Genomic DNA, 19,868 nt, shown 5'->3' with positions numbered 1-19,868 from the left:
AGAGGTAGGTTATTTATTCATCTATTTCAGGTGTTTATGAAAATAATGATTTTCTTTTGCTAAAGGACCACGCTATTCTTAGTTTAGTAAGGACCACGCGTGATACACTTACAGTTTTTTTCGTCTCAATAACCTTCGTTTTTAAGAAATCGGAACTCGTATGTAGATATTATTTTACAAAAACCCAATCTAACAACTTTCTTCAGACATTTGATTCGTCCAAATGTCTTTTTTTGTCGTTCCCCCAAAAACGAAGAATATTGAGACAACTTTGTGCGAAAAGGAGGAGGCTGTTTCTTAGCTTCAACCTTCTTGATGCACCAAAGACTTGAAGAAAGGAGGATATGATGAAACTACTTACATTGTTTTCTGCAGTATTCCTACTAAGCAGCACGGCGGTCAACACGACGCTGGCGTTCCAGCAAGTTGCTTATGCAGAAACAGAGTCACTTTCTGAAGAGACGCAACACTCCTCAACTGAGGAAACCACTAATTCTGCTGATCGATCGGAAGACCAAGAAACAACCGAAGAAAGCAGTGAAGAACAATCTTCTTCGGAAGCCACGGATGATTCCACGACAGCTAGCCAAGAAGAAGCAGAGGAAAATGAAGCACTGCCCGAAGCAGAAACGCCAGATAGCTCAGAAGATGAAGCGGAAACAGAAGCTGAGAATGAGCAAGTCGAAAGGTTTGATGCTGAAGCTTCAGCGGTCGCATTGACTGTAGCAAGTGAGGCGCAATTGCGGGCAATTTTACTTGGGGAATCCTTCACCGATGAAGATGGCACGGAGTATCATTACGAAGAAATCGCCAATGATCAATCCTTGGTGCTTACTTTTGCCAACAACTTGGCATTAACTGAGCCAATCAGTGGTATCCAACGGACAGACGTTACTTTTCGTAGTCAAGATACGCCTGTGATCCTTTCGCAGACGGCGGCAGAGAACCTGATGCAGTTTGCGGCACCCGTTCAACTGACTTGGCAAGGGGTGCAACAACAAGGCATTCAGTCGGCGCAAGGGCTGGCTCAAACAACTGGGGCATCAACGATCACTTTTGAAGATACCCAACTGGAGCTGACCACTACCGCAGGACGCGTGGTGAATAACAACCAAGCACATCTTCATTTCAAAGGAACCAATGTGGTGACGACAGCGACGTCTTCCATTCCAACGTTATTCACGGCTGAAGGACTCTTGGTCGAAGGGCAATTGACGGTCAATCATCGCTCATCAAATGCCACACCAATCTTTGAAATGAATCAAGTAGCAGTGGCTAGCCAAGCTGAAATTTCTGTCACCCGAAGTACCAACAGCAATACTGGCACTGTCTTTCACATGACAGGTACCGCAGCAAGCCTTGATTTTGGTCAAGGAAGTATGACCACGATTCGCCAATCTGGCGCAATGGTTTCTCTACCAAATGCCAATCAAGATAGTCGGTTGACGCTAGCAACCGGGGCAACACTAGATGTTGGCACGGGACAGGGGCTTTCTGGTAATTCCACCAGCACGCTAGGCGAAGTAAGGTTACAAGCAGGGAGTCAGTTAAAACTATCTGAGTACGGGACGGTCAGCGGGACGCCCGCCATCAATGTCGGACACCGCTTCATCGTTGAAAATAGTACCGCGGACCAACCTACCATTATTGAAGGAACGCGGACGGGCACAACGACCGGAGCTTTTATCCAGCTCCAAAGTGCAAATTCCTCCATCGATTTTGGGGAGAATACACAAACGCGAATATCGCAGCATGGACCGATGTTTACGGGTGTGGCTAGTACCACGATAGTGATTCAAGACCACGTGAAAATGAACAATCAGCATAGCAACGGGTTTAATGGCAACGTAGCAGTCAACAGTATTGCGATTGGTGATCAGGTGGATATAACCATAAGTGAACCTAGTAATGCCACTGTTGGTCAAGCGTATCGAACCTTTTTCGCAACGTCTTCGGTTCAAATCGGAAGTCATACAACAATTGACGTGCCGAGAACGCGAACGACCTCTTCAGCAAGTACATCGAATGTCGTCATCGGCTTAGCATCAAGCAACGGGAAAATCACCATTGGTGACTATTCTGAAATAGCCGTGAACCAGCGAGGGGCGTTTGTCAACGCAAGTTTGTCCCATGTCACTTTAGGGAAATACTCAAAACTAACGGGCGTATTAGGGAATGGCTTTACCGCTGGAACGATGGTCGATCAATTTGAGCTGCTTGAAGGGGCTGAAATCAATGTTGCTGAGCATTCAACGAGCACAGCAGCCAATTCTTTTTCCGTGCAACGACGTTTCTTCCTAGGAGAAAAAGCAGCGATCAATTATTCTCGCACATCATCAGCAGCCAATCCTTTCATTGCACTGGGTTCAACGTCGACGGCTTCACAATTTTTGTCAGAAGCAAATGCAACCATCACCCTCAATCAAGTAGGACCATTGGTGACTGGTCGCAGCACAACAGATATCTATATTGGTGAAGCAAATACGATCAGCCTACAAACCGCACAAGGCTTTACCGGTGGTACCTCATCTGCTGCTTCTTCAACCATTCGCCGGTTGCATGTGGGCGATCACTCTGAAATCACCGTTTCTGGACGAAGCAATGCAAATGTTGATTTTTTCCGGTTTAGAGAAGAAATCAAACTAGGTCGTGAAGCGGAAGTAACGGTCAATCATACAACACGACAAGCTGCACGAGCCGTTTTTCGTTTAACCTTGGCGAATTCGAAATTTACGATGGAAGAAGGAAGTAAAGTCGAAGTTGATACTGGTGGACGATTTCTACAGGGAGTCGGAACAACAGATCTGTTATTCGGCGAAAATTCCTATACGAGAATAAACGCTGCTAGAGGAATGACAGGAAACACCACTGTTCGTTCAGTTACGCTTGCGCAACATGCTGAAGTGCATTTGACAGAGCCAACAACGACGGCGATTCAAAATTCAGCAACAAGTCAAAATTATTCCAGAATCCGAGTATCACAAAGAGTGGAGTTGCAAGACAATGCTACCATGACGTCAAGAAGAGATCGAACGACTTCAGATTCCCGATTTATTTGGTTGACTGCTAGTAATTCATTTGTTCGGATTGGTAAAGGGGCTACCCTCGACGTGGATCAATCTGGAGGAATCTTTAGAGTAACGACTTCCTCTAATTTCATTCTCAATGATGAGGCAACATTTAAAGGTGTTGCGAGAGGTTTAAATACTCAGGCGGGAGGCAATGCCTCAAGCAATCATTCGAATTCATTTGCGAATATCACAGTAGGGGCCAGAGCTAATTTTTCCATGACCGATAATCGGACAGGAATGGGAACATCGGCGGAATTTATCAATCGCCCGTTAGTCAATGTGCGGAATTCATTTTCGGCAGGAGAAGATTCTACGGTTGTATTGGAAACCATAAGAAATAAATCTGAAGTTCTTTATTTCAGACTTGCCAATGCACGATTGAATATAAACAATGTGAATTTGTTTGAAATTAGTCATCCTACGACAAGAACTGGTCAAGCCAATGCGCAATTGCAGCGTTTGATCCGATCTGCACAAAATACGGTTGCGAACGGTTTGAGAATCAATGTTGCGAGTCAAAAATTAGCAGTTTGGGAAAATGCTTCTTTAGATGAACCAACAGAAGAATTTATCAATATTTCCGGAACGATGCGAATCAATCGAAATGGGGGAAATACATTCCCTTATGGCGGCACAGGAAATGGCGAAGCGCGTTCCAGATTACTGAGTGGCGAGCAATTAGAGGGTTCTTTGGAAAGTCTGGAAAAACAAACGGACATTTACCAAGTGATTGCTAAGAATAACTTCAATAAGATTCGTTTTTCAGAACCAGAAGGCCTCATTGCCCGAATCGATGCATTGAGTGATCAGTCGACTGAAATCACTGGTTCCATGTACGAGGATACCGATGTCACCTTGATCTCCTATACAAATACCGATGGAGAAATCGTCGAATTGGACAAAAACTCTGAACGAATCGAATGGGGCGACTATCGGGATGAAAATCAGCTGTATCGCTATTTCCGCATTCCCTTAAGAGAAAATGAGCGATTGGAAACAGAGACAGAAGTGTCGATTTTCTTATCGAAACCTTCGATTGAGACCTATGTCGATGTGACCGCTCGTCAAACCGTGATTAAAGGTGTGAATTTTGAAGCATACAATATCACTTTAGATCGCTATAAAATTAATGAATTAAGCACGCAAGAAGAATTAGATGCTTTGATCCTTCAAGAAAGTCGCGCGCAAGCCGCAAATGTGTTGACGGAAGCGGATATGACGGATGACTTTCGCATCGTAGAAACGGATCTTACACGAGAAGTGGACGAAGACGGCAGTTACTTCGCTGTTCTTGAGGTGGGGAATAAAGCCTACCAGATGACTATCGGTATCGATGTGACATCGAAACTGGAGCATATGCGAGTGACGATCCCGACCAAAATGGTCTTTGAATCCTTGTACAATACGGCGGAATCGAATCGTAATTTTGAAAGCCAAGCGTATGAGATCCGCAATCAATCGCCAATTGCTGTGGATACCTATATCAATCAATTGGCGATCGATGATCCTGCCGGAATCGTCTTGTTAGAAGAGGGAGAAGATCCCCTCGATTACGCTGAAAGTGAAAGCGAAGAGGAAGACCCAACCCTTACTTATGACGATATCTCAACCCCGCTGTTGCGACTGAACCTAAAAACGGAAGAAACCCAGATTCAACTCTATGAAGCGATGGAAGAACAACACTTGGTTCGCTTAGAAGAAAGAAGCCGCGTGCCGATTTCCTTAACGGGGGATTTCTATGGGGACTATCCCCAGTGGGTCGTTGATTCAGAAGCCGATCAAGGCGGGTATTATGAAGACTTGCTTGTACCGAATTATCGCATCGTCTTACGCTTTGTTCCACGAGACTAAGAAAAAAAGATCGTACCAAATGGGAAGGAGGTGAATCCATTGGAGCAAACGAATCAAACCGAAAATAAAAAACGACGGAAATGGCTCTGGTGGTTGTTGCTATTGGCCGTACTTGCCGGTGGACTCGGGTACTATTTCTATCAATCAAAAGAAGCGGTTCCGTTGATCAGTGCAGACCTTTTGCCTGAATCTGGCGATGCCACCGATCAGCGATTATCTGAACGGGCGCAGGAAATTGCAGATGCGAATTATTTCACCCTGCAAATCAATCCAGAAGCCATTTTTGAAGATGGTCAAAGCACGGGATCCATCGAAATCGTTAATCCAGGCACCAATGTGTACCCAATCGCCGTGGATATCTCTTTACTGTCGAGCGGGGAAGTCATCTATTCTTCCGGTGCGATCTATCCAAATCAATTTGTTGAAAATGTCGCCTTGGCGACACCATTGGCAAAAGGCGAGTATCCTGCCAAAGCCACCATCAATATTTACGACCCTGAAAGCAAAGAAAAACAAGGGGTCACTGAAGCTGAATTAACGATTATCGTTAAGAATTAAAAAAGGAAAAGTGAGGAAATAAAAATGAAAAAATTTGTAGCAGCTATTCTAAGTACAGCAACGATCGCAGGAGTAATCGCAAGCGGCACCACCGCTTTTGCGACACAAACTATTGACGGACGTGAAGGCGATACGTCAGGAGATGTCCAAGTAAACGGGATCATCGGTGAATTCGATAATACAACACCTGGACCAAATCCCGATGATTTGAACCAATGGATCAATGTAACGATTCCAACGACTGCTTTGTTCTATACGACAGAAGCGTCAAGTCATACAGAGATCGTTTCGCCTACGTACACAGTGACAAATAACTCAGCAGTTGGTGTGATCGCTTCTGTTGCAGGTGTTGATACACCATTGAATATGTCTGAAGTAGACTTGTTAAACGTAAACGGGATTGAGTTGTTTGAAAACGGCACACCAACTGTAACAGAAACAGAATTGTTTACCCTTGAAGGCAACCAAGGAACGAATGAAGGGACGTTTGCGTTCACTGGTGAAGCAACTCCTGTCAATGCATCAGAAGAATCAAACCCAAGTTTCAAATTGGTCTTGAGTTTTGCGCCGGATGTAGAGGAAGACTAAAAACTGAAATCCCAGTAAAGAAGGGATCTATCGTATGAAAAAACGAAAAAGAATCATTTTTTTCATCGCTGCATTACTGGCTCTGACTGTCTGGGATCTATCAGAAACCGTTGTCGCAGAGGCGACAACAGGGCAGGTCACTGTGACTGGTCGAATTGGTGAAACAGCGAAGGAAGAGGAAGAAGCAGACGATGACAATAAGAAAACGATCGTCGCAGATGCTTCTCAAATCGGACAAGGGAAATTACCGCAAACAGGTTCTTCAAACACCACTCGTTTGATCATCCTTGGGTATGCACTCTTAGTACTGTTTGTCATTGCAGCGACAAGAAAAAAGAAGCACGGTGAAAGCGTCGCTCCTTAACTATCGTCATCGCTAGAAGCGTAAAGGAGAAACTGTGAGGAAAACTTACAGTTTCTCTTTTTTAATGAAAGAGTAGAGCGGATAAAAAATGAATCAAAAAGGTAAGCAGTCCTTAGTGATACCACAAACGCTGTATAAGTGAGGTCAGTGATAGTTTTGAAAGGATACAGAAGATGAAGATCAGGAAAGAAGCGTTTGAAAGAACCATCATAAATAGTGAATATATTGGCTACTATTATCATCTGCTGACTGCAGATTCTAGCCCCTATCCCGAAGGGGAACAAATAGATAAGATGCGTTACTTATTAGAAAATAATCACATAGAAGAAATAAAAGCGAATGCTCGCTATTTGTTCATTTTTCGTACGTATAAAGTACCTAGTGTCCTACAAAAAGAGTATCAGTTGTTGGAAGAATGCGTCTCGTACATCTCAAATTTGAACACCCATTTGTTGATGCCTCAAGAAGCAATTGAGCAAAGTCTTTCAATCAAGGCAGAAGATGAGGCGAAGGATCAAAAAGAGCATTACAAGCAGCTGGTCAGAGGGTTGCTGGATATTCTTCATTGACTACTGGACCTTGGTGTTTTTTCAGTAGCTAGAAAAAGTAGTGAATAGATAACGAAAAAGAATAGGCTGAGACTTAGGAAGAAAATAAGGGGGCTTGTTCCCCTCAAAGAAAGGAGCAAAGAAGCTTGACTGTATTTACTTCAAAGATAGAATATCTTGATGGATTTCAAAAGAAATTTACGGATTCCAATCGTGAAAATGGTGCCTTAGCCTCTTATGTAGAAAAGCAATTAACGTTACTTGATCAATTGGTAGCAGGGATTTCTCCAGAAACATTTTGGGCGATCACCCCAGATATTCTGGGAATCGATGCCAAACTGGTTTTAGTCACAGAAATGATGCGATTTGACGATTTTTCCGATGACGAGATCATCCGAATCGTCGAAAAAGATTATCGCTTTTATCTGAAAGAATTGTGCGGTTACAATCTAGGAATGGAAACGAAGCATTCTCTGGTTTTCAACGTGAGATAAATCAAGGAGGGGAATAGTCGGAATCACTTCTAGCAAAACGATTTGGTAAGAAGTGATGAGTATTTTTAATGTTTCTGCAATTAGTAAAGGTGTGCGATTGAAATAGAAGGTTTGTATCGAAAAAAAGGGTGAATAGACAAAAAGCATTCAGGAATTGGTTTCTTGAATGCTTTTTGTCTATTCATCTATCTGAAAAAGGTCTTTGCTTTGGTTTCTACTCCCTCTCATGTAAAATCACCGTTAAAACGATGCCGAATCAGTAAAAATTCTGCAAATAAAATTATTTGTGTTATATTTGAAGGGCATCTGTTCATTTTTTTAATATTCGTTTATTTTTAATCGCGTATAGTGAGAAAAATAAACGACGCGATGGCTATTTTTTTCGCATTAATTGATTAGCTGGGGAAGGTTTGTCCAAATAAAACCCTTGTTGAAGAAAAATCTCTTCTTCAAGCAAGTACTCATGGATATCCGAGGTTTCGACCCCTTCGACAATAAATTGGATTTTACGATTGCTGGCGATATTTCGCCAGAAGTCGATCAAAAAGAAAATCTCCTTTTGGGACAGCACTCGCAACGAGATAGGCGAAAATTTGATCACATCGATTTTATCCAGCATCGGTGCAATATTTGTCAGTGAATGAATGCCTGTCCCTACATCATCCAATGCGACAGAAAAGCGCATCTTTTTTATTTGGTTGATTTTGTTCATAAGAAAAGACTTGGGATCACAGGCGATAGAAGGTTCCGTATCGTCTTCGGTGATCTCAATCAAAATACGATCATGGTAGGGTGCTAAGTCAGCTAACATCAGAAAGGTTTCTGGGTAGCTGAGTTGTTGCGGGTGGATATTAAGACTGATTTTTGTTTCTTCATTCGGGTGAAGTAAGCTGAAAATTTCATTTCGGTACCATTGCAGTAAGCGAGTGTGTAGCTTTTTGTATTTGATCACTTGCTGGAAGAAGGAAAGGGGAAACCTATTTCTTTCGGTACTTCTCAATAATAATTCGTAGCCAATCACTTTCTGACTATCTGCTTTCATTTGAAAGATAGGCTGGGCATCAAAATATAATTGAGGAAATATCGATAAGAGTTCTTGTTCTATTTTCTCAGACATTGGTTTCTGCTCCTTTCTGGGGTAGTTTTATTTTTGGTTTCATGAAGTGCAGGAAAGGAAGATCGAGTTCTTTACCTGCATTGTTAAAGAATCGAGCCTTTCAAAATCATGGGCGAAGGATTTTAAAGAAAAATCTATGAAAGAAAGAAGGAATAGTGTGTTTGTCCATCTGATTTATGCTGCGATCTATTCTGTTTTAGTTGTAAGCTTGCTCATTTCGTATGATCTGTTTATCAAGAACTTCAAAGAATTGAATTTACGCTTGTCATTTAAAATTCTTATCGGTGTCGTTCTGTTCATTTCGCAAGTCTACTTTATTATATCATTTTCTTTGAACAGTATCGGTTATGTTGCGTATGAATATACGATTCCAATCTTTATTTATTATTTTGGTATCCTCAAAGAAAAAATATATCTGATTGGGCTGGTCCCCGTCATCTTGCTAACTTTTTTTGCATTGATCAATAAATTCGAATGGGGAGCCATGCTCTTTATTATCGGATTAAATTACATCATTTTAATCATTACTTGCTTATTAAAGAAAAGATTTTACGGACAGACAAATCATACTGTCTTTTATCTATTTTCGATTGTGGTTACGGTTGTCTCGCCGATGGTCAATGCATTGCTTTTTCATCGCCGTGAAGTTGGTCTTTGGGATGCTGTCACTTTAGGGATTGGATCAGTGGCAATCGTTTCTTTATGGAAGTATTATCTGCAGAATCAAAAAAACTTTCTCGAAAAAATCAATACGAAGATCATTGAGCGCAATTATGATGAGTTGACGAAGGTAAAAAATTTCCGTAGTTTGAACGAAGATATTTCAAAATTGGTGATAAACGAGAAGGATCAGCTGGTCGTGGTGATGATGGATTTAGATCATTTTAAGCAGATCAATGATCACCATGGACATCAAATCGGCAATCAAGCCTTAACCTTCTTTTCGGATAAACTGACGACATTTCTCTATCAAAAAAGTCCTTCCCATTTAATCGAAGTCTATCGGTATGGTGGCGAAGAATTTTTAGTCCTATTTAAAGAGAATACTTCCGTGTCAGTGAAAAAAATTATTGAAGAATTTCATTTGTTCTTAAGTAATGAACAGTTGAAACTAGAGGGAACACAACTGACCCTTTACTTTTCAGCAGGGATTTCAGAAGCAGGTCCTACGTTAGACATTTCAGAAATCTTTTATCAAGCGGATCAAGCATTGTACGAAGCCAAAAGGAAGGGCAGAAACCGCACGATCATATTTTCTTGAGACGCTTGCTTTTCTAAAGAAGGTTCTGCAGTCTTTTCTCAAGTAGATTGGGTGTTGTAGGAAACCAAAAGGAAAGACAAGGCCGTATGATTTTTTTAGACGAATGCTTTTCAGAAGAAGTTTTAATAAAGAGACAATGTTCGCAGGCTTCTTTGTCCAGCGTTGTAGCTTTTTCAAAAGGAAGAGGGGAAGCAATCTGGTAAGTATAATGGTTTACTAAACGGTTTCCGATTATCTTGAGAGGTTAAGCGAGGATAGAAAGGCAAGGAGAGTGCTTTTTAAGAAGTGGGAAGAAACCACTTCTTTTTTTGCACCAAGCATTGGGTAGCCGCACTTGGCAGCATCGAATTGGTTTTCTGCGTGTTTACACCCTTAGAAAGCAATGGTATATTTATTTGATAAGTAAATAAAATTATTTTTTTCCTGTGTGTAACGAAGACTGACTAAGGAGACTTCCCTATGAAACCAATTCGGCGATCACTGTACCAAAGTGCTTTATACGTAGCTATTCCTTTGATCGTGAGTCTACTGATTGGCTACTTAGCCAAATGCTCACTCCTGATTCCTGCATCCATTATTTATGGCGTTCTCTTGGTGTTTATGATCCCTTCCGACAGCTTTTTATCAAGCAGCGTGGACTACCAAACGAAAAGCATGAATCCAAGTTTTCGTCCTCCGCCATTAAAGAGAAGGATCGAAGGTGCGCCAGAAACGATCAATTTCCTCTTCGTTTTAACGGCACTGGTTTTGTGTTTGCTGCTCTTGTTGGTTGGGTAAAGGGAATTCATAGAAATTAAGTACTAAGAAGAATGTCGAAAAGAAAAGGAGAACAGCGATGAAATTACTCAAACAAATTAATTTAATGGATGATAAAAAAACAATAAAGAGATTGAATCTCGCGGCGATCCCTAGTTTTATTTTTTTCTATGTGTTCTTTACACTCTTTGTCTTAGGTGGTCATGGGTCAAATGCTGAAACTTCGTTTATTTTCGATCTTTTGCTCTTAATGGTTGCGTATTTTATTCTCATCATTGTTCATGAATTGATTCATGGTGCCTTCTTCAAGCTTTTTGACCCTAAAGGGAAGGTAAAGTTTGGGTTCAAAAATGGGGTAGCATATGCCACGAGTCCCCATTCCTTTTATTCAAAAGGGAAATTTGCCATCATTTTATTGGCGCCATTCATTGGCATTTCTGTGGGCCTCTTTCTATTATATTTATTTGGCTGGTTGACGGCATCTCTTTTTACCTTGATTGCTACCGCACATGCCGCTTCTTGTGTGGGAGACTTTTACTTTCTTTTTCTGATTGTTAAAGCACCAGCGAACAGTTGTGTAGAAGATACTGAAGTGGGGTTGAATATTTATCAAGGAGAGTAGTTTATTTTTTCAATTGATCTTGGCAAAATCAAAGAGCAAGAAAATGTATGCTAGAAAATCTCTTACAAAAAAACAAACACCTCAAAAGTGTTTGTTTTTTGTAAGACTGTTTATAAATAACGTATATAGCAAGAAGACTGTTCGGCCGACAAAAAGAAAATTTGTTTTAAACGACCGTTTTCTTACTAGCGCTTTACCGATACAACGGCAAACTACCAGCGACTTTATTGATACTCTTTTTCTTGCCTTTTAAACAAAGACCAAAATAAGCCAGTGTTTCTGTGGGAATCGTCTCAAGCGTCTGACGGTATTGCTCGTAAGAATTGGTGGTCTGAGCAACGTCGGAAAAATCAATGATGGTTACTTCTGGATCTGCTTGCTGACTGATCGATTCACGAATGGTCTGCAACTGTTCCTTGTTCGTTTTTAAGATAGGAATGGGAAAGTTGACAATGCCAAGGTGTTTTCTGCCCGTCGAATCGTAAATATCTTCTCCGATTCCTTCGGGAAACAATTTGCCTAAGGTTGCGCCTAAAATTGCTGCAGTATTTGCAACTAAGCCAATCGGTAATTGTTCATCGATAATCATGACACATTTTTCTTGGTTATTCATACGTTCTCACCCCATCTTCTTGGTAAATTGTTTGGTAAGCTTTGGGGGTGACCCCAATCAAGCTTTTAAAGATACGGGTAAAATGACTTTGGTCACTAAAACCTGTCAGAAAAGCGACTTCTGCAATTGCTTCTTGTGCTTCCAGTCTTTTCTTGGCAGCACTGATGCGCACCGTACTTAAATATTGAAACGGCGACAGCCCATACGCTTTGGTAAATTGCCGAATCAAGACGTACTGATTCATTCCAAGACCGTCACTTAATTCACTCAAGGACAATTTTTCGGCATAATGTTGATCGATATAGGCTTTTGCCGCTGCGGCTTTATTTGAAACCGGATCTGTTTGTTCGTGGGTGAAATCCGCATACTGAACAAGCAGGTCGTGAAGGAGACAAGTAAAGCGTTCTTGTTTTTCAAACTCATCGCCGCGATCCGACAGCAACAGCTGGTGCACTGCATGAAATTCCTCTTTTTCTTTCACTTGGCGAATGACCGGTTCAGGAAAGTGCGGCGTCAATTGAGTGTTAAAAATTTTTTGTACTTGTACCGCCATGTTCTCCGGGGTTAAGTGGATATTGCGGTAAACCAGCTTTTCCTCCGTGAGTTGCTGGCAGCGGTGGGCAGCATTTGGCGGAATCAAAATCAAGTCGCCTGCTTCAACGATATAGCAGGTATTTTGACAGGTGAATTGACGCGTCCCAGCTTCCATCAAGCCAATCACATAATATTCGTGCCAATGGTTAGGAAACTCCTGCTGGATGCCGTTAAATAATAAAGCCTCTACACCAAGGGTGCTATCTTGAATGATTTTTCGTTCATTTCTCATCTGCATTCTCCTTTTTGTTACTATAACAAAAGTGGTTTTTGGTGAATAGAATGATATTGACTTTTGACTATTTTTCTTGATGGAGGCCCTTGATTGGGACTGAGAAAAGGGACTGGAGAATGTCGGGAAAGAGCGGATCAGCCTTGAAGAAAGAACAGCAGTATATTTTGACGATTCTATGGAATGAATCAAAGCAAATAGACCATGCACCGTGAAAAAAATAACGATAAATCCTTGGCATTTGAAAGTTTTATTGATGGAAGTATGGTACCATTTGACTGCAGTAAAGTTTGTGACGGTGGCTATCTTTGAAAGGTGGTGGTGCTTATGAATGTAAGTACTAACTCTTCAGAAAGGAGAAGCCTTTTTGTCCACAGCGGAAGCAATCGGGCTAATGATCAGTTTTGGTACATTTACCGCCATGCTGATCTTTGGTATCCTAGCCGCAGTGAAAAATGACAAAAAAAATAACCGTCGACTTTAACAGGGAAACGGTTATCTTTTAAGTTAAAAAACCTGTCGCCGTCTTAAATGGCGCTGCAGAGGGGTTGTGGCAACAACTCCTCTTTACATAGTTAGTATAGCAAGAAGAGAGTGATTTTTCAACTTTAACAAGGATATTTTCAAACAAAATCGATAAGCGACATAGGCAAAACCTTATTCTCAATTGGAATAAGGTGTTCGATGTAGTCATTTTTGAAAAGTGTTCGAACATCTAAAAACGAATGCAATGTTTAAAGAAAAGGGAAGCATTATTATCGAAACTAGCGGCTAATAAGTTCCAGATAAATTCTGGTATATTTATTGCCGTGCTGCTCTTTCGTATCCTAGCCACAGTGAAAAATAACAAAAAAATAACCGTCGACTTTAGCAAGGAAACGGTTATTTTTTTACTAATAAAACCCTGTCGCCTTCTTAAAAGGTGCTAGAGAGGAGTTGTGGCAACAGGTTTCTTCTATACAGATCACTATCGATCATATTCGTGAATGCTAATCTACCAATCGCTCGAGATCGTAGGAAAAACCGTTTTGCTTACTTAGTTCCTTGTAAAACAAGCCACTTTTCTTTATTGTACGTTTCTGTGTGGCTAAATCTAAAGAAACTAAGCCGTAGCGGTTTTTATATGCATTGATCCATGACCAACAATCAATGAATGTCCATAGATGATACCCTTTTATATTACAGCCATCTTGAATTGCTTTCCATAAATAGGCGAGATGATCCTGGATAAATTCAATGCGATAGTCATCAATCACCTGTCCATTTTCATCCATGAACCGTTCTTCATTAGCAACACCCATACCGTTTTCTGAGATAAAGGATTCAATATTTCCATAGTTATTTTTGATGTCCATACATAAATCATAAATTCCTTTTTCATAGATTTCCCATCCACGATATTCATTCATTCGACGACCAGGCATAATATGCGGTTCAAAGAACCATTCTGGTAAGAATGGACTTTCTAAATTAACGGCAGAAGTTCTTGCTTTGACACGGCGTGGTTCATAGTAGTTTAGACCAAGTATCTGCGCGGTATTCTCTTCAATAATTTTTAGGTCTGTGTCATTGAAATCAACGGGTAATTGGTCATATTCTTCCAGCAAAGAGACTAGTTTTTCTGGAAATACTCCTTTGACCATGGTATCTAAGAAACTACGAGTATAAAAAAGATCCGCAATTTCTGCTGCTTTTTTATCTGCTGAATTTTGGCTTCTTGGGAAAGTCGGACTCAAATTGAGAATTACTCCGATTTTGCTAGATAGCTGGTATTTTTTAAAAGTTTGAATGGCTTTTGCATGGGCTAATATGGTAAAGAACGCTGCTTGAGCACCACGTTTAAAATCAATGAGATTTGGATAGTGAAAATCTTCTAAATAAGAGCCCAAGATTGGCCCCAAAGGTTCGTTAAAGGTGAACCAATGATAAACTAAGTCGCCAAACGCTAGAAAACAGGTATCAGCAAAATTTACATAAGCTTCAACAACTTCACGTGATTCCCATCCCCCTTTATCTTGTAATTTTGCTGGCATGTCAAAATGATAGAGATTCGCAAAAACTTTGATATTATTATTTTTCATTTCGGTAAAAAGATCTCGATAATAGGCTATCGCTTTCTCGTTCGCTTTACCACCCCCATCATTTGGAAACATTCGTGCCCATGAGATAGACACCCGAAATGAATTGTGCCCGGTTTGTTTCATCAATTGAATATCTTCGTGGTAACGATGGATATGGTCTGTCGTAATACTAGGTCCAATTCGTTTATAAAAACGATGAGGTTCTTCGTGAAACCACCGATCCCATACGGTCTCTGCTTTTCCTGTTTCTCCACGCCCTTCAGATTGTTCTGCTGACCAAGCGGATCCCCACCAAAAGTCATCTGGAAATGTTAACTGAGTATGTATTGACATTATCGTTTCCTCCTGTTCGTTTTTAACAGTGTAACATTGCTTTTGATATAAATAAATACTTTTTATTAAAAATATATATCTTTTTATGGTGGGTATGGTTTTAGCTGTAAAAAGACAATTTTTATGTTAAAGTATAAGTAATAGAGATGAGTATGAGGGAGTAAGTTATGAAGAAACAGCCAAAATATATGGAGGTTTATACGGAGGTAAAGAAAAAAATTGCCAATGGAACCTATCAAATCGGTGAAAAATTACCTACGGGCGATGAACTTGCGTATGAGTATCAAACAAGTAAGCTCACTGTGAAGAAAGGTATTGATATGCTAGTATCAGAGGGAGTTTTACGAACACGTAGTGGATTTGGAACGGAAGTTCTACGCAGACCAATTGATAATTCGAAAGTGTTTGGACCAAATGAAGGTCTTTTTGATTTAGTAGGGGAAGAACATGTGACTTCTGAAATCCATACGTTCTCAATTGAGTTGCCATCGAATGAAGTTGCAGAAATTTTAGAAATAAATCAAAAAGAGTATGTCTATAATATTATTAGAAGTCGTTTTATTGATGAACAGCCTTATTCTATTGAGCAAACGTTTATGCCGCTTTCTGTTATACCGGGGTTAGAACCAAAGCATTTGAAACGTTCTGTATATGGCTACATTACAAATGAGCTTGGTCTAGAGATTAAATCTTCCCATATTTGGATCAAAGGGGATGTGGCAAATGATTTCGATGCGGAAATTCTTTCTGTAAAACCAGGCGAGTTTATGATAGAGGTAGACAAAGTGGTGTCATTGTCTTCTGGTATACCGTTTGAATATTCTCTTTCGAGACATTTATACAAAGATTTTATTTTTGAAGCAGTTTTTGTTGAGAAGTGAAGACTAACGAATTTCGTTGGTCTTTTTTTGACTTTCAAAAAAGATATATAATTTTAAATAAAGATATTTACTTTTTGGAAGAGCTGGTGTATGATCATCCCATAAGCAATCGCTTACAACTAAAAAAGGAGACTGATTGGAATTATGAGTAAAAAAGATGCTATTTTTGAAAAGTTCGGAATAATAGCCACAAGGTTAGGAAACCAGATTCATCTTCGAACACTAAGGGATGCTTTCGCCACTTTTATGCCTTTTATGATGTTGGCGGGATTTGTTACATTGATCAACTATGTTATTTTAGAGCCAACAGGATTTATGGGAAATATTATTGATCCAGCAACATTAACGACGATTCAAGAGATCGGGACTTCCATCAGTAATGGAACGCTAAGTATAACGACACTATTAGTTGTTGCGGCAGTTTCTTATCATATGTGTGTTAGCAGAAATTATACAAATCATATTGCTGCTGTTCTAGTCGCTATTTCAACGTTTATTGTTCTCACCCCTATGATGACGATGTTTACACCAGAAGGAAGTCAAGAAGCGCTGGAAGTAGGTGGGGTTATTCCTGTCACTCATACTGGTGCGTCAGGAATGTTCGTTGGAATTTTTGTGGGCTTAGCTGCTACGGAACTCTTTATTAAGTTATCTAATAATAAAAAGTTACAAATTCAATTGTCAGGAAATATCCCTCCAGCTGTGTTGAAGTCTTTTAACGTCCTTATTCCAATCATGATTACCGTGACTACCTTCGCAATTGGTTCATTTGCTGTCAATCAATTATTCAATATGGATGTTAATTCGTTGATTACTACTCTAATCACTGGGCCTTTAAGTAGGGTAACGACAGGTTTACCAGGGTTCCTCTTAATTACCTCAATTGCAAATCTCTTTTTTGGGTTTGGAATTCATCAAGCAGTGATATCAGGTTCACTTCTCGATCCGTTCTTGATTCAAAATATGCAAGAGAATATGGCTGCTTATGCGAATAGAGAAGATATTCCACATATCATAAACATGGCATTTAAAGATACGTTTGCTGTTATGGGAGGGTCAGGAAATACTATTGCTTTGCTAATTGCTATTTTTATCTTTAGTCGTCGTAAAGATTACAAAGACTTTGCAAAATTATCCGTAACTCCAGCACTTTTTAATATCAGTGAACCAATCATTTTTGGTTTACCAATTGTTTTCAATATTAGTTTGATTATTCCATTTGTATTGGCGCCGATTTTTTCCCTAACAGTTGCATATTTTGCGACAGCTGTTGGTTTGATCAATCATGTAGTCGTGCAGATACCTTGGACCACTCCTCCCGTCATATCTGGATTTTTAGCAACTGGTGGCGATTGGCGAGCATCAGTCTTGCAAATTGCGATCATTGCTGTGAGTGTTTTTATCTACTTACCATTTTTACGTATCGATGAAAAAGTTACCTCAACAATAGGAAATGAAGAGGCAAATGATTGAGAAGAGGAAACTTCACAAGATTTTTGAAGTCTTCTCAAACCAAAGGGAAGAGAAACAAATAAATTGAACAAATTTGTATATCAAAAAGAGACCACATAGATACATGTGAGTCTCTTTTTTTTGTGGAAATATCGGTCGGTGAACTTGTGTTTAGACGGAAAGAATTACCTGAAGAATTTATTAGCAAGAATTTTTTTATACAAATCTATTGAGTTTCCATTCTATTTCTCACGGTTTTGGCTAACTTTTCAATAATATACATTGCCGGTATCTGGGTTGTAATATCAGCTTCATTAATTTTTTCTAGCGAAATATTATAGGTTATTGAAATATCAGCTAATTTAGAAAGTGTTGAATTAGAGCTGCTGGTAATTCCTATTACTGAGCTTTCTGATAGATTCAAATGATTTAAATATTGAATGATTTCTGTGGTCTCGCCGGAAACGGATAAAGCGACGATACACATTTTTTTTGCTAACTCAGTGGATAGGTAATTAATAGGATAATTACTAGGATCTTCAATGCGAATCGCCATGTTAAATAGTGACGAGAAATAAAGAGAACCATATTCAGCAACAACATTTGAGGAGCCTACGCCAATAAAAATAATCAGCTCTTTTTCCATCAATAAGTGAACTGCCTCATCAAATTTATCTTCAAAGAATTTGTCTTGTGTCCGTGCTAAAAAATTCAAGAGTTCACTCTCAAAATCAAGTGTTTTTACCTCTTTTTCTTCTTTAAGAGATTCGAGATACGCACTAAGGTAAATTTTAAATTCAGAAAAACCGGTACAGCGAAATTTTTTACAAAAGCGTAATACGCTGGCAGTACTCGTATGACTTTTCTCAGCTAATTCTCGAATACTCATGGAAGCAACTGCATTTACCTCTGAAATAATTGCTTTATATACCTCAATATCCGTTTCATTTAAGTCTGGTTGATAGTCAAGAAACAACATAGTAATCCCCTCCTGTTACAAATTGTAACAGGATTGTAACCGGTGTCAATCGTCTGTTTTTGTAACCGTTTACTTAAAAGCGGTATTTAAGGGGATAAAAATAATCTATACTGACCATGTAGTTAAGTTAAAGGAGTGTTTCAGGATGGATAAAGGAATAAAAATTGCAACAATTGGCGGTGGATCAAGTTATACACCAGAATTGATAGAAGGATTTATTAAACGATATGCTGAATTACCGATTTCAGAATTATGGCTTGTGGATATTGAACAAGGAAGAGAGAAATTAGAAATAGTTGGGGAACTTGCTAAACGTATGGTAAAAAAAGCGAACCTTCCAATGAAAATTTATATGACTCTTGATCGTGAAGCGGCATTAAAGGATGCGGACTTCGTTACGACGCAATTTCGTGTAGGTCTTTTGGAAGCGCGAGCGAAAGACGAGAGAATTCCTTTAACATATGACACGATTGGACAAGAAACGAATGGTCCAGGAGGGCTTTTTAAAGGATTACGCACGATTCCTGTTATCTTAGAAATAGTGAAAGATATGGAGCGCCTTTGCCCAGAAGCATGGCTGATCAACTTCACTAATCCAGCTGGCATGGTGACAGAAGCTGTCTTACGCCATAGCAATATGCGTAGAGTAGTAGGTTTGTGTAATGGACCAATTGGAATAGAACGTGGCATTGCAGAAACATTAAAAGTACCCAAAGAAGAATTATATGTTGAATTTACTGGGCTAAATCATATGGTTTTTGCGAAAAAGATTTATCATAAAGGGATTGATGTGACCCAAAAAGTACTTACATTGATGACGCAAGATACTGGCGATGCAGTTGGTCTGAAAAACATTGCTGATTTAGAATGGGAACCAAATTTTTTCCGAACACTTGGCATGATTCCCATCGGCTATTTAAGGTATTACTATCAAACAGCTACTATGTTGTCTGAGCAAAAACGATCAGCAGAGAAAGAAGGAACTCGTGCAGAAGTTGTGCAGAAAATCGAGCATGAGTTGTTTGAACTTTATAAAGATGAACATCTAGCAATCAAACCACCTCAATTGTCAGAACGTGGGGGCGCTTATTATAGTGAAGCAGCATGTAATTTAATTAATTCCATCTATAATGACAAACGTGATATTCAAACGGTCAATACAAGAAATAATGGTGCCATCAGTGATATCGATTGTGATTCAGCGGTTGAAGTAAATTGTTTGATTACAAAACAAGGACCGATCCCTTTGACTACAGGTGAATTACCTATTCCTATCAAAGGACTAGTTCAACAAATTAAGTCTTTTGAACGTATAGCGGCCCAAGCAGCTGTTACGGGAGACTATAACACTGCTTTATTAGCGATGACGATCAATCCCTTAGTTCCAAGTGATAGGACAGCAAAGCAACTACTTGATGAAATGCTTTTAGCACACAAAGAATATCTGCCGAATTTTTTTAAAGGAGAATGACA

At 39.7% G+C, this 19,868-nt stretch carries 18 protein-coding genes; 13 read left to right on the top strand and 5 right to left on the bottom strand.

The genetic code is table 11. The annotated features are described in order from the left end of the window. The first annotated feature begins 344 nt into the window (after positions 1-344). From FJU10_RS14240 to FJU10_RS14215, 6 genes are all read left to right on the top strand, one after another. The gene (locus FJU10_RS14240; RefSeq protein ID WP_140966201.1) at positions 345-4,922 is read left to right on the top strand and encodes a hypothetical protein; all 4,578 of its coding nucleotides are present in this window, start codon (positions 345-347) and stop codon (positions 4,920-4,922) included. Between the two features lie 39 nt (positions 4,923-4,961). After that, positions 4,962-5,480 (top strand): hypothetical protein, encoded by a 519-nt coding sequence (locus tag FJU10_RS14235; protein WP_034871937.1) that lies wholly within the window; start codon positions 4,962-4,964, stop codon positions 5,478-5,480. 24 nt (positions 5,481-5,504) lie between these two features. After that, a complete protein-coding gene (locus FJU10_RS14230; RefSeq protein ID WP_008377887.1) occupies positions 5,505-6,068 on the top strand; it encodes a hypothetical protein in 564 nt (187 codons plus the stop codon). Positions 6,069-6,102: 34 nt separating this feature from the next. Beyond that, entirely contained in the window at positions 6,103-6,432 is a 330-nt protein-coding gene (locus tag FJU10_RS14225) for an LPXTG cell wall anchor domain-containing protein (RefSeq protein ID WP_008377889.1), read from the top strand. Positions 6,433-6,605: 173 nt separating this feature from the next. After that, positions 6,606-7,001, top strand: coding sequence for a hypothetical protein (locus FJU10_RS14220; protein WP_086299089.1), 396 nt, complete (start codon positions 6,606-6,608; stop codon positions 6,999-7,001). Between the two features lie 125 nt (positions 7,002-7,126). Further along, the gene (locus tag FJU10_RS14215; RefSeq protein WP_016611346.1) at positions 7,127-7,474 is read left to right on the top strand and encodes a DUF7006 family protein; all 348 of its coding nucleotides are present in this window, start codon (positions 7,127-7,129) and stop codon (positions 7,472-7,474) included. A 373-nt stretch (positions 7,475-7,847) separates the two neighbouring features. Here FJU10_RS14215 and FJU10_RS14210 read toward each other — a convergent pair whose 3' ends face one another. Further along, positions 7,848-8,591, bottom strand: coding sequence for an EAL domain-containing protein (locus tag FJU10_RS14210; RefSeq protein WP_061053741.1), 744 nt, complete (start codon positions 8,589-8,591; stop codon positions 7,848-7,850). A 136-nt stretch (positions 8,592-8,727) separates the two neighbouring features. On the opposite strand from FJU10_RS14210, the gene FJU10_RS14205 reads away from it, so the two are divergent. The 3 genes from FJU10_RS14205 (at position 8,728) to FJU10_RS14195 (ending at position 11,230) form a co-directional block, all read left to right on the top strand. Then, positions 8,728-9,852 (top strand): GGDEF domain-containing protein, encoded by a 1,125-nt coding sequence (locus FJU10_RS14205; protein WP_223273077.1) that lies wholly within the window; start codon positions 8,728-8,730, stop codon positions 9,850-9,852. Between the two features lie 459 nt (positions 9,853-10,311). After that, positions 10,312-10,629 carry a hypothetical protein gene (locus FJU10_RS14200; protein ID WP_005232089.1) on the top strand — a complete coding sequence of 106 codons (318 nt, stop codon included), beginning with the start codon at positions 10,312-10,314 and terminating at the stop codon, positions 10,627-10,629. Positions 10,630-10,687: 58 nt separating this feature from the next. Then, the gene (locus FJU10_RS14195) at positions 10,688-11,230 is read left to right on the top strand and encodes a DUF3267 domain-containing protein (RefSeq protein ID WP_086299091.1); all 543 of its coding nucleotides are present in this window, start codon (positions 10,688-10,690) and stop codon (positions 11,228-11,230) included. A 193-nt stretch (positions 11,231-11,423) separates the two neighbouring features. On the opposite strand, the gene FJU10_RS14190 is transcribed toward FJU10_RS14195, so the two are convergent. Further along, positions 11,424-11,843 carry a DUF2000 domain-containing protein gene (locus tag FJU10_RS14190; protein WP_005232083.1) on the bottom strand — a complete coding sequence of 140 codons (420 nt, stop codon included), beginning with the start codon at positions 11,841-11,843 and terminating at the stop codon, positions 11,424-11,426. After that, the gene (locus tag FJU10_RS14185) at positions 11,836-12,669 is read right to left on the bottom strand and encodes an AraC family transcriptional regulator (RefSeq protein ID WP_101698837.1); all 834 of its coding nucleotides are present in this window, start codon (positions 12,667-12,669) and stop codon (positions 11,836-11,838) included. Before FJU10_RS14185 ends, FJU10_RS14190 begins: the two co-directional genes overlap by 8 nt. A 367-nt stretch (positions 12,670-13,036) precedes the next feature. Here FJU10_RS14185 and FJU10_RS14180 point away from each other — a divergent pair, with 367 nt between their 5' ends. Next, entirely contained in the window at positions 13,037-13,153 is a 117-nt protein-coding gene (locus tag FJU10_RS14180) for a putative holin-like toxin (protein ID WP_080646931.1), read from the top strand. 505 nt (positions 13,154-13,658) lie between these two features. Here FJU10_RS14180 and FJU10_RS14170 read toward each other — a convergent pair. After that, entirely contained in the window at positions 13,659-15,083 is a 1,425-nt protein-coding gene (locus FJU10_RS14170; protein ID WP_140966200.1) for a glycoside hydrolase family 1 protein, read from the bottom strand. A gap of 167 nt (positions 15,084-15,250) precedes the next feature. Between FJU10_RS14170 and FJU10_RS14165 the strand changes: the two genes are divergently transcribed. Beyond that, on the top strand, positions 15,251-15,964 hold the full coding sequence (locus tag FJU10_RS14165) for a GntR family transcriptional regulator (protein ID WP_086372609.1): 714 nt from the start codon (positions 15,251-15,253) through the stop codon (positions 15,962-15,964). A 144-nt stretch (positions 15,965-16,108) separates the two neighbouring features. Continuing rightward, positions 16,109-17,437: a PTS sugar transporter subunit IIC gene (locus tag FJU10_RS14160; protein ID WP_005227522.1), complete on the top strand. Its 1,329-nt coding sequence runs from the start codon at positions 16,109-16,111 to the stop codon at positions 17,435-17,437. Between the two features lie 205 nt (positions 17,438-17,642). On the opposite strand, the gene FJU10_RS14155 is transcribed toward FJU10_RS14160, so the two are convergent. Beyond that, the gene (locus FJU10_RS14155) at positions 17,643-18,395 is read right to left on the bottom strand and encodes a MurR/RpiR family transcriptional regulator (protein ID WP_005232077.1); all 753 of its coding nucleotides are present in this window, start codon (positions 18,393-18,395) and stop codon (positions 17,643-17,645) included. 145 nt (positions 18,396-18,540) lie between these two features. Between FJU10_RS14155 and FJU10_RS14150 the strand changes: the two genes are divergently transcribed. Then, positions 18,541-19,866, top strand: coding sequence for a 6-phospho-beta-glucosidase (locus FJU10_RS14150; RefSeq protein WP_016619912.1), 1,326 nt, complete (start codon positions 18,541-18,543; stop codon positions 19,864-19,866). The last annotated feature ends 2 nt before the right edge of the window (positions 19,867-19,868 follow it).

It is taken from the genome of Enterococcus sp. OL5 (assembly GCF_006491895.1).
Lineage (GTDB): Bacteria > Bacillota > Bacilli > Lactobacillales > Enterococcaceae > Enterococcus_D > Enterococcus_D innesii.
The sequence above is the reverse complement of the archived record's forward strand: the minus strand, read 5'-3'. Positions and strand labels throughout refer to the sequence as shown.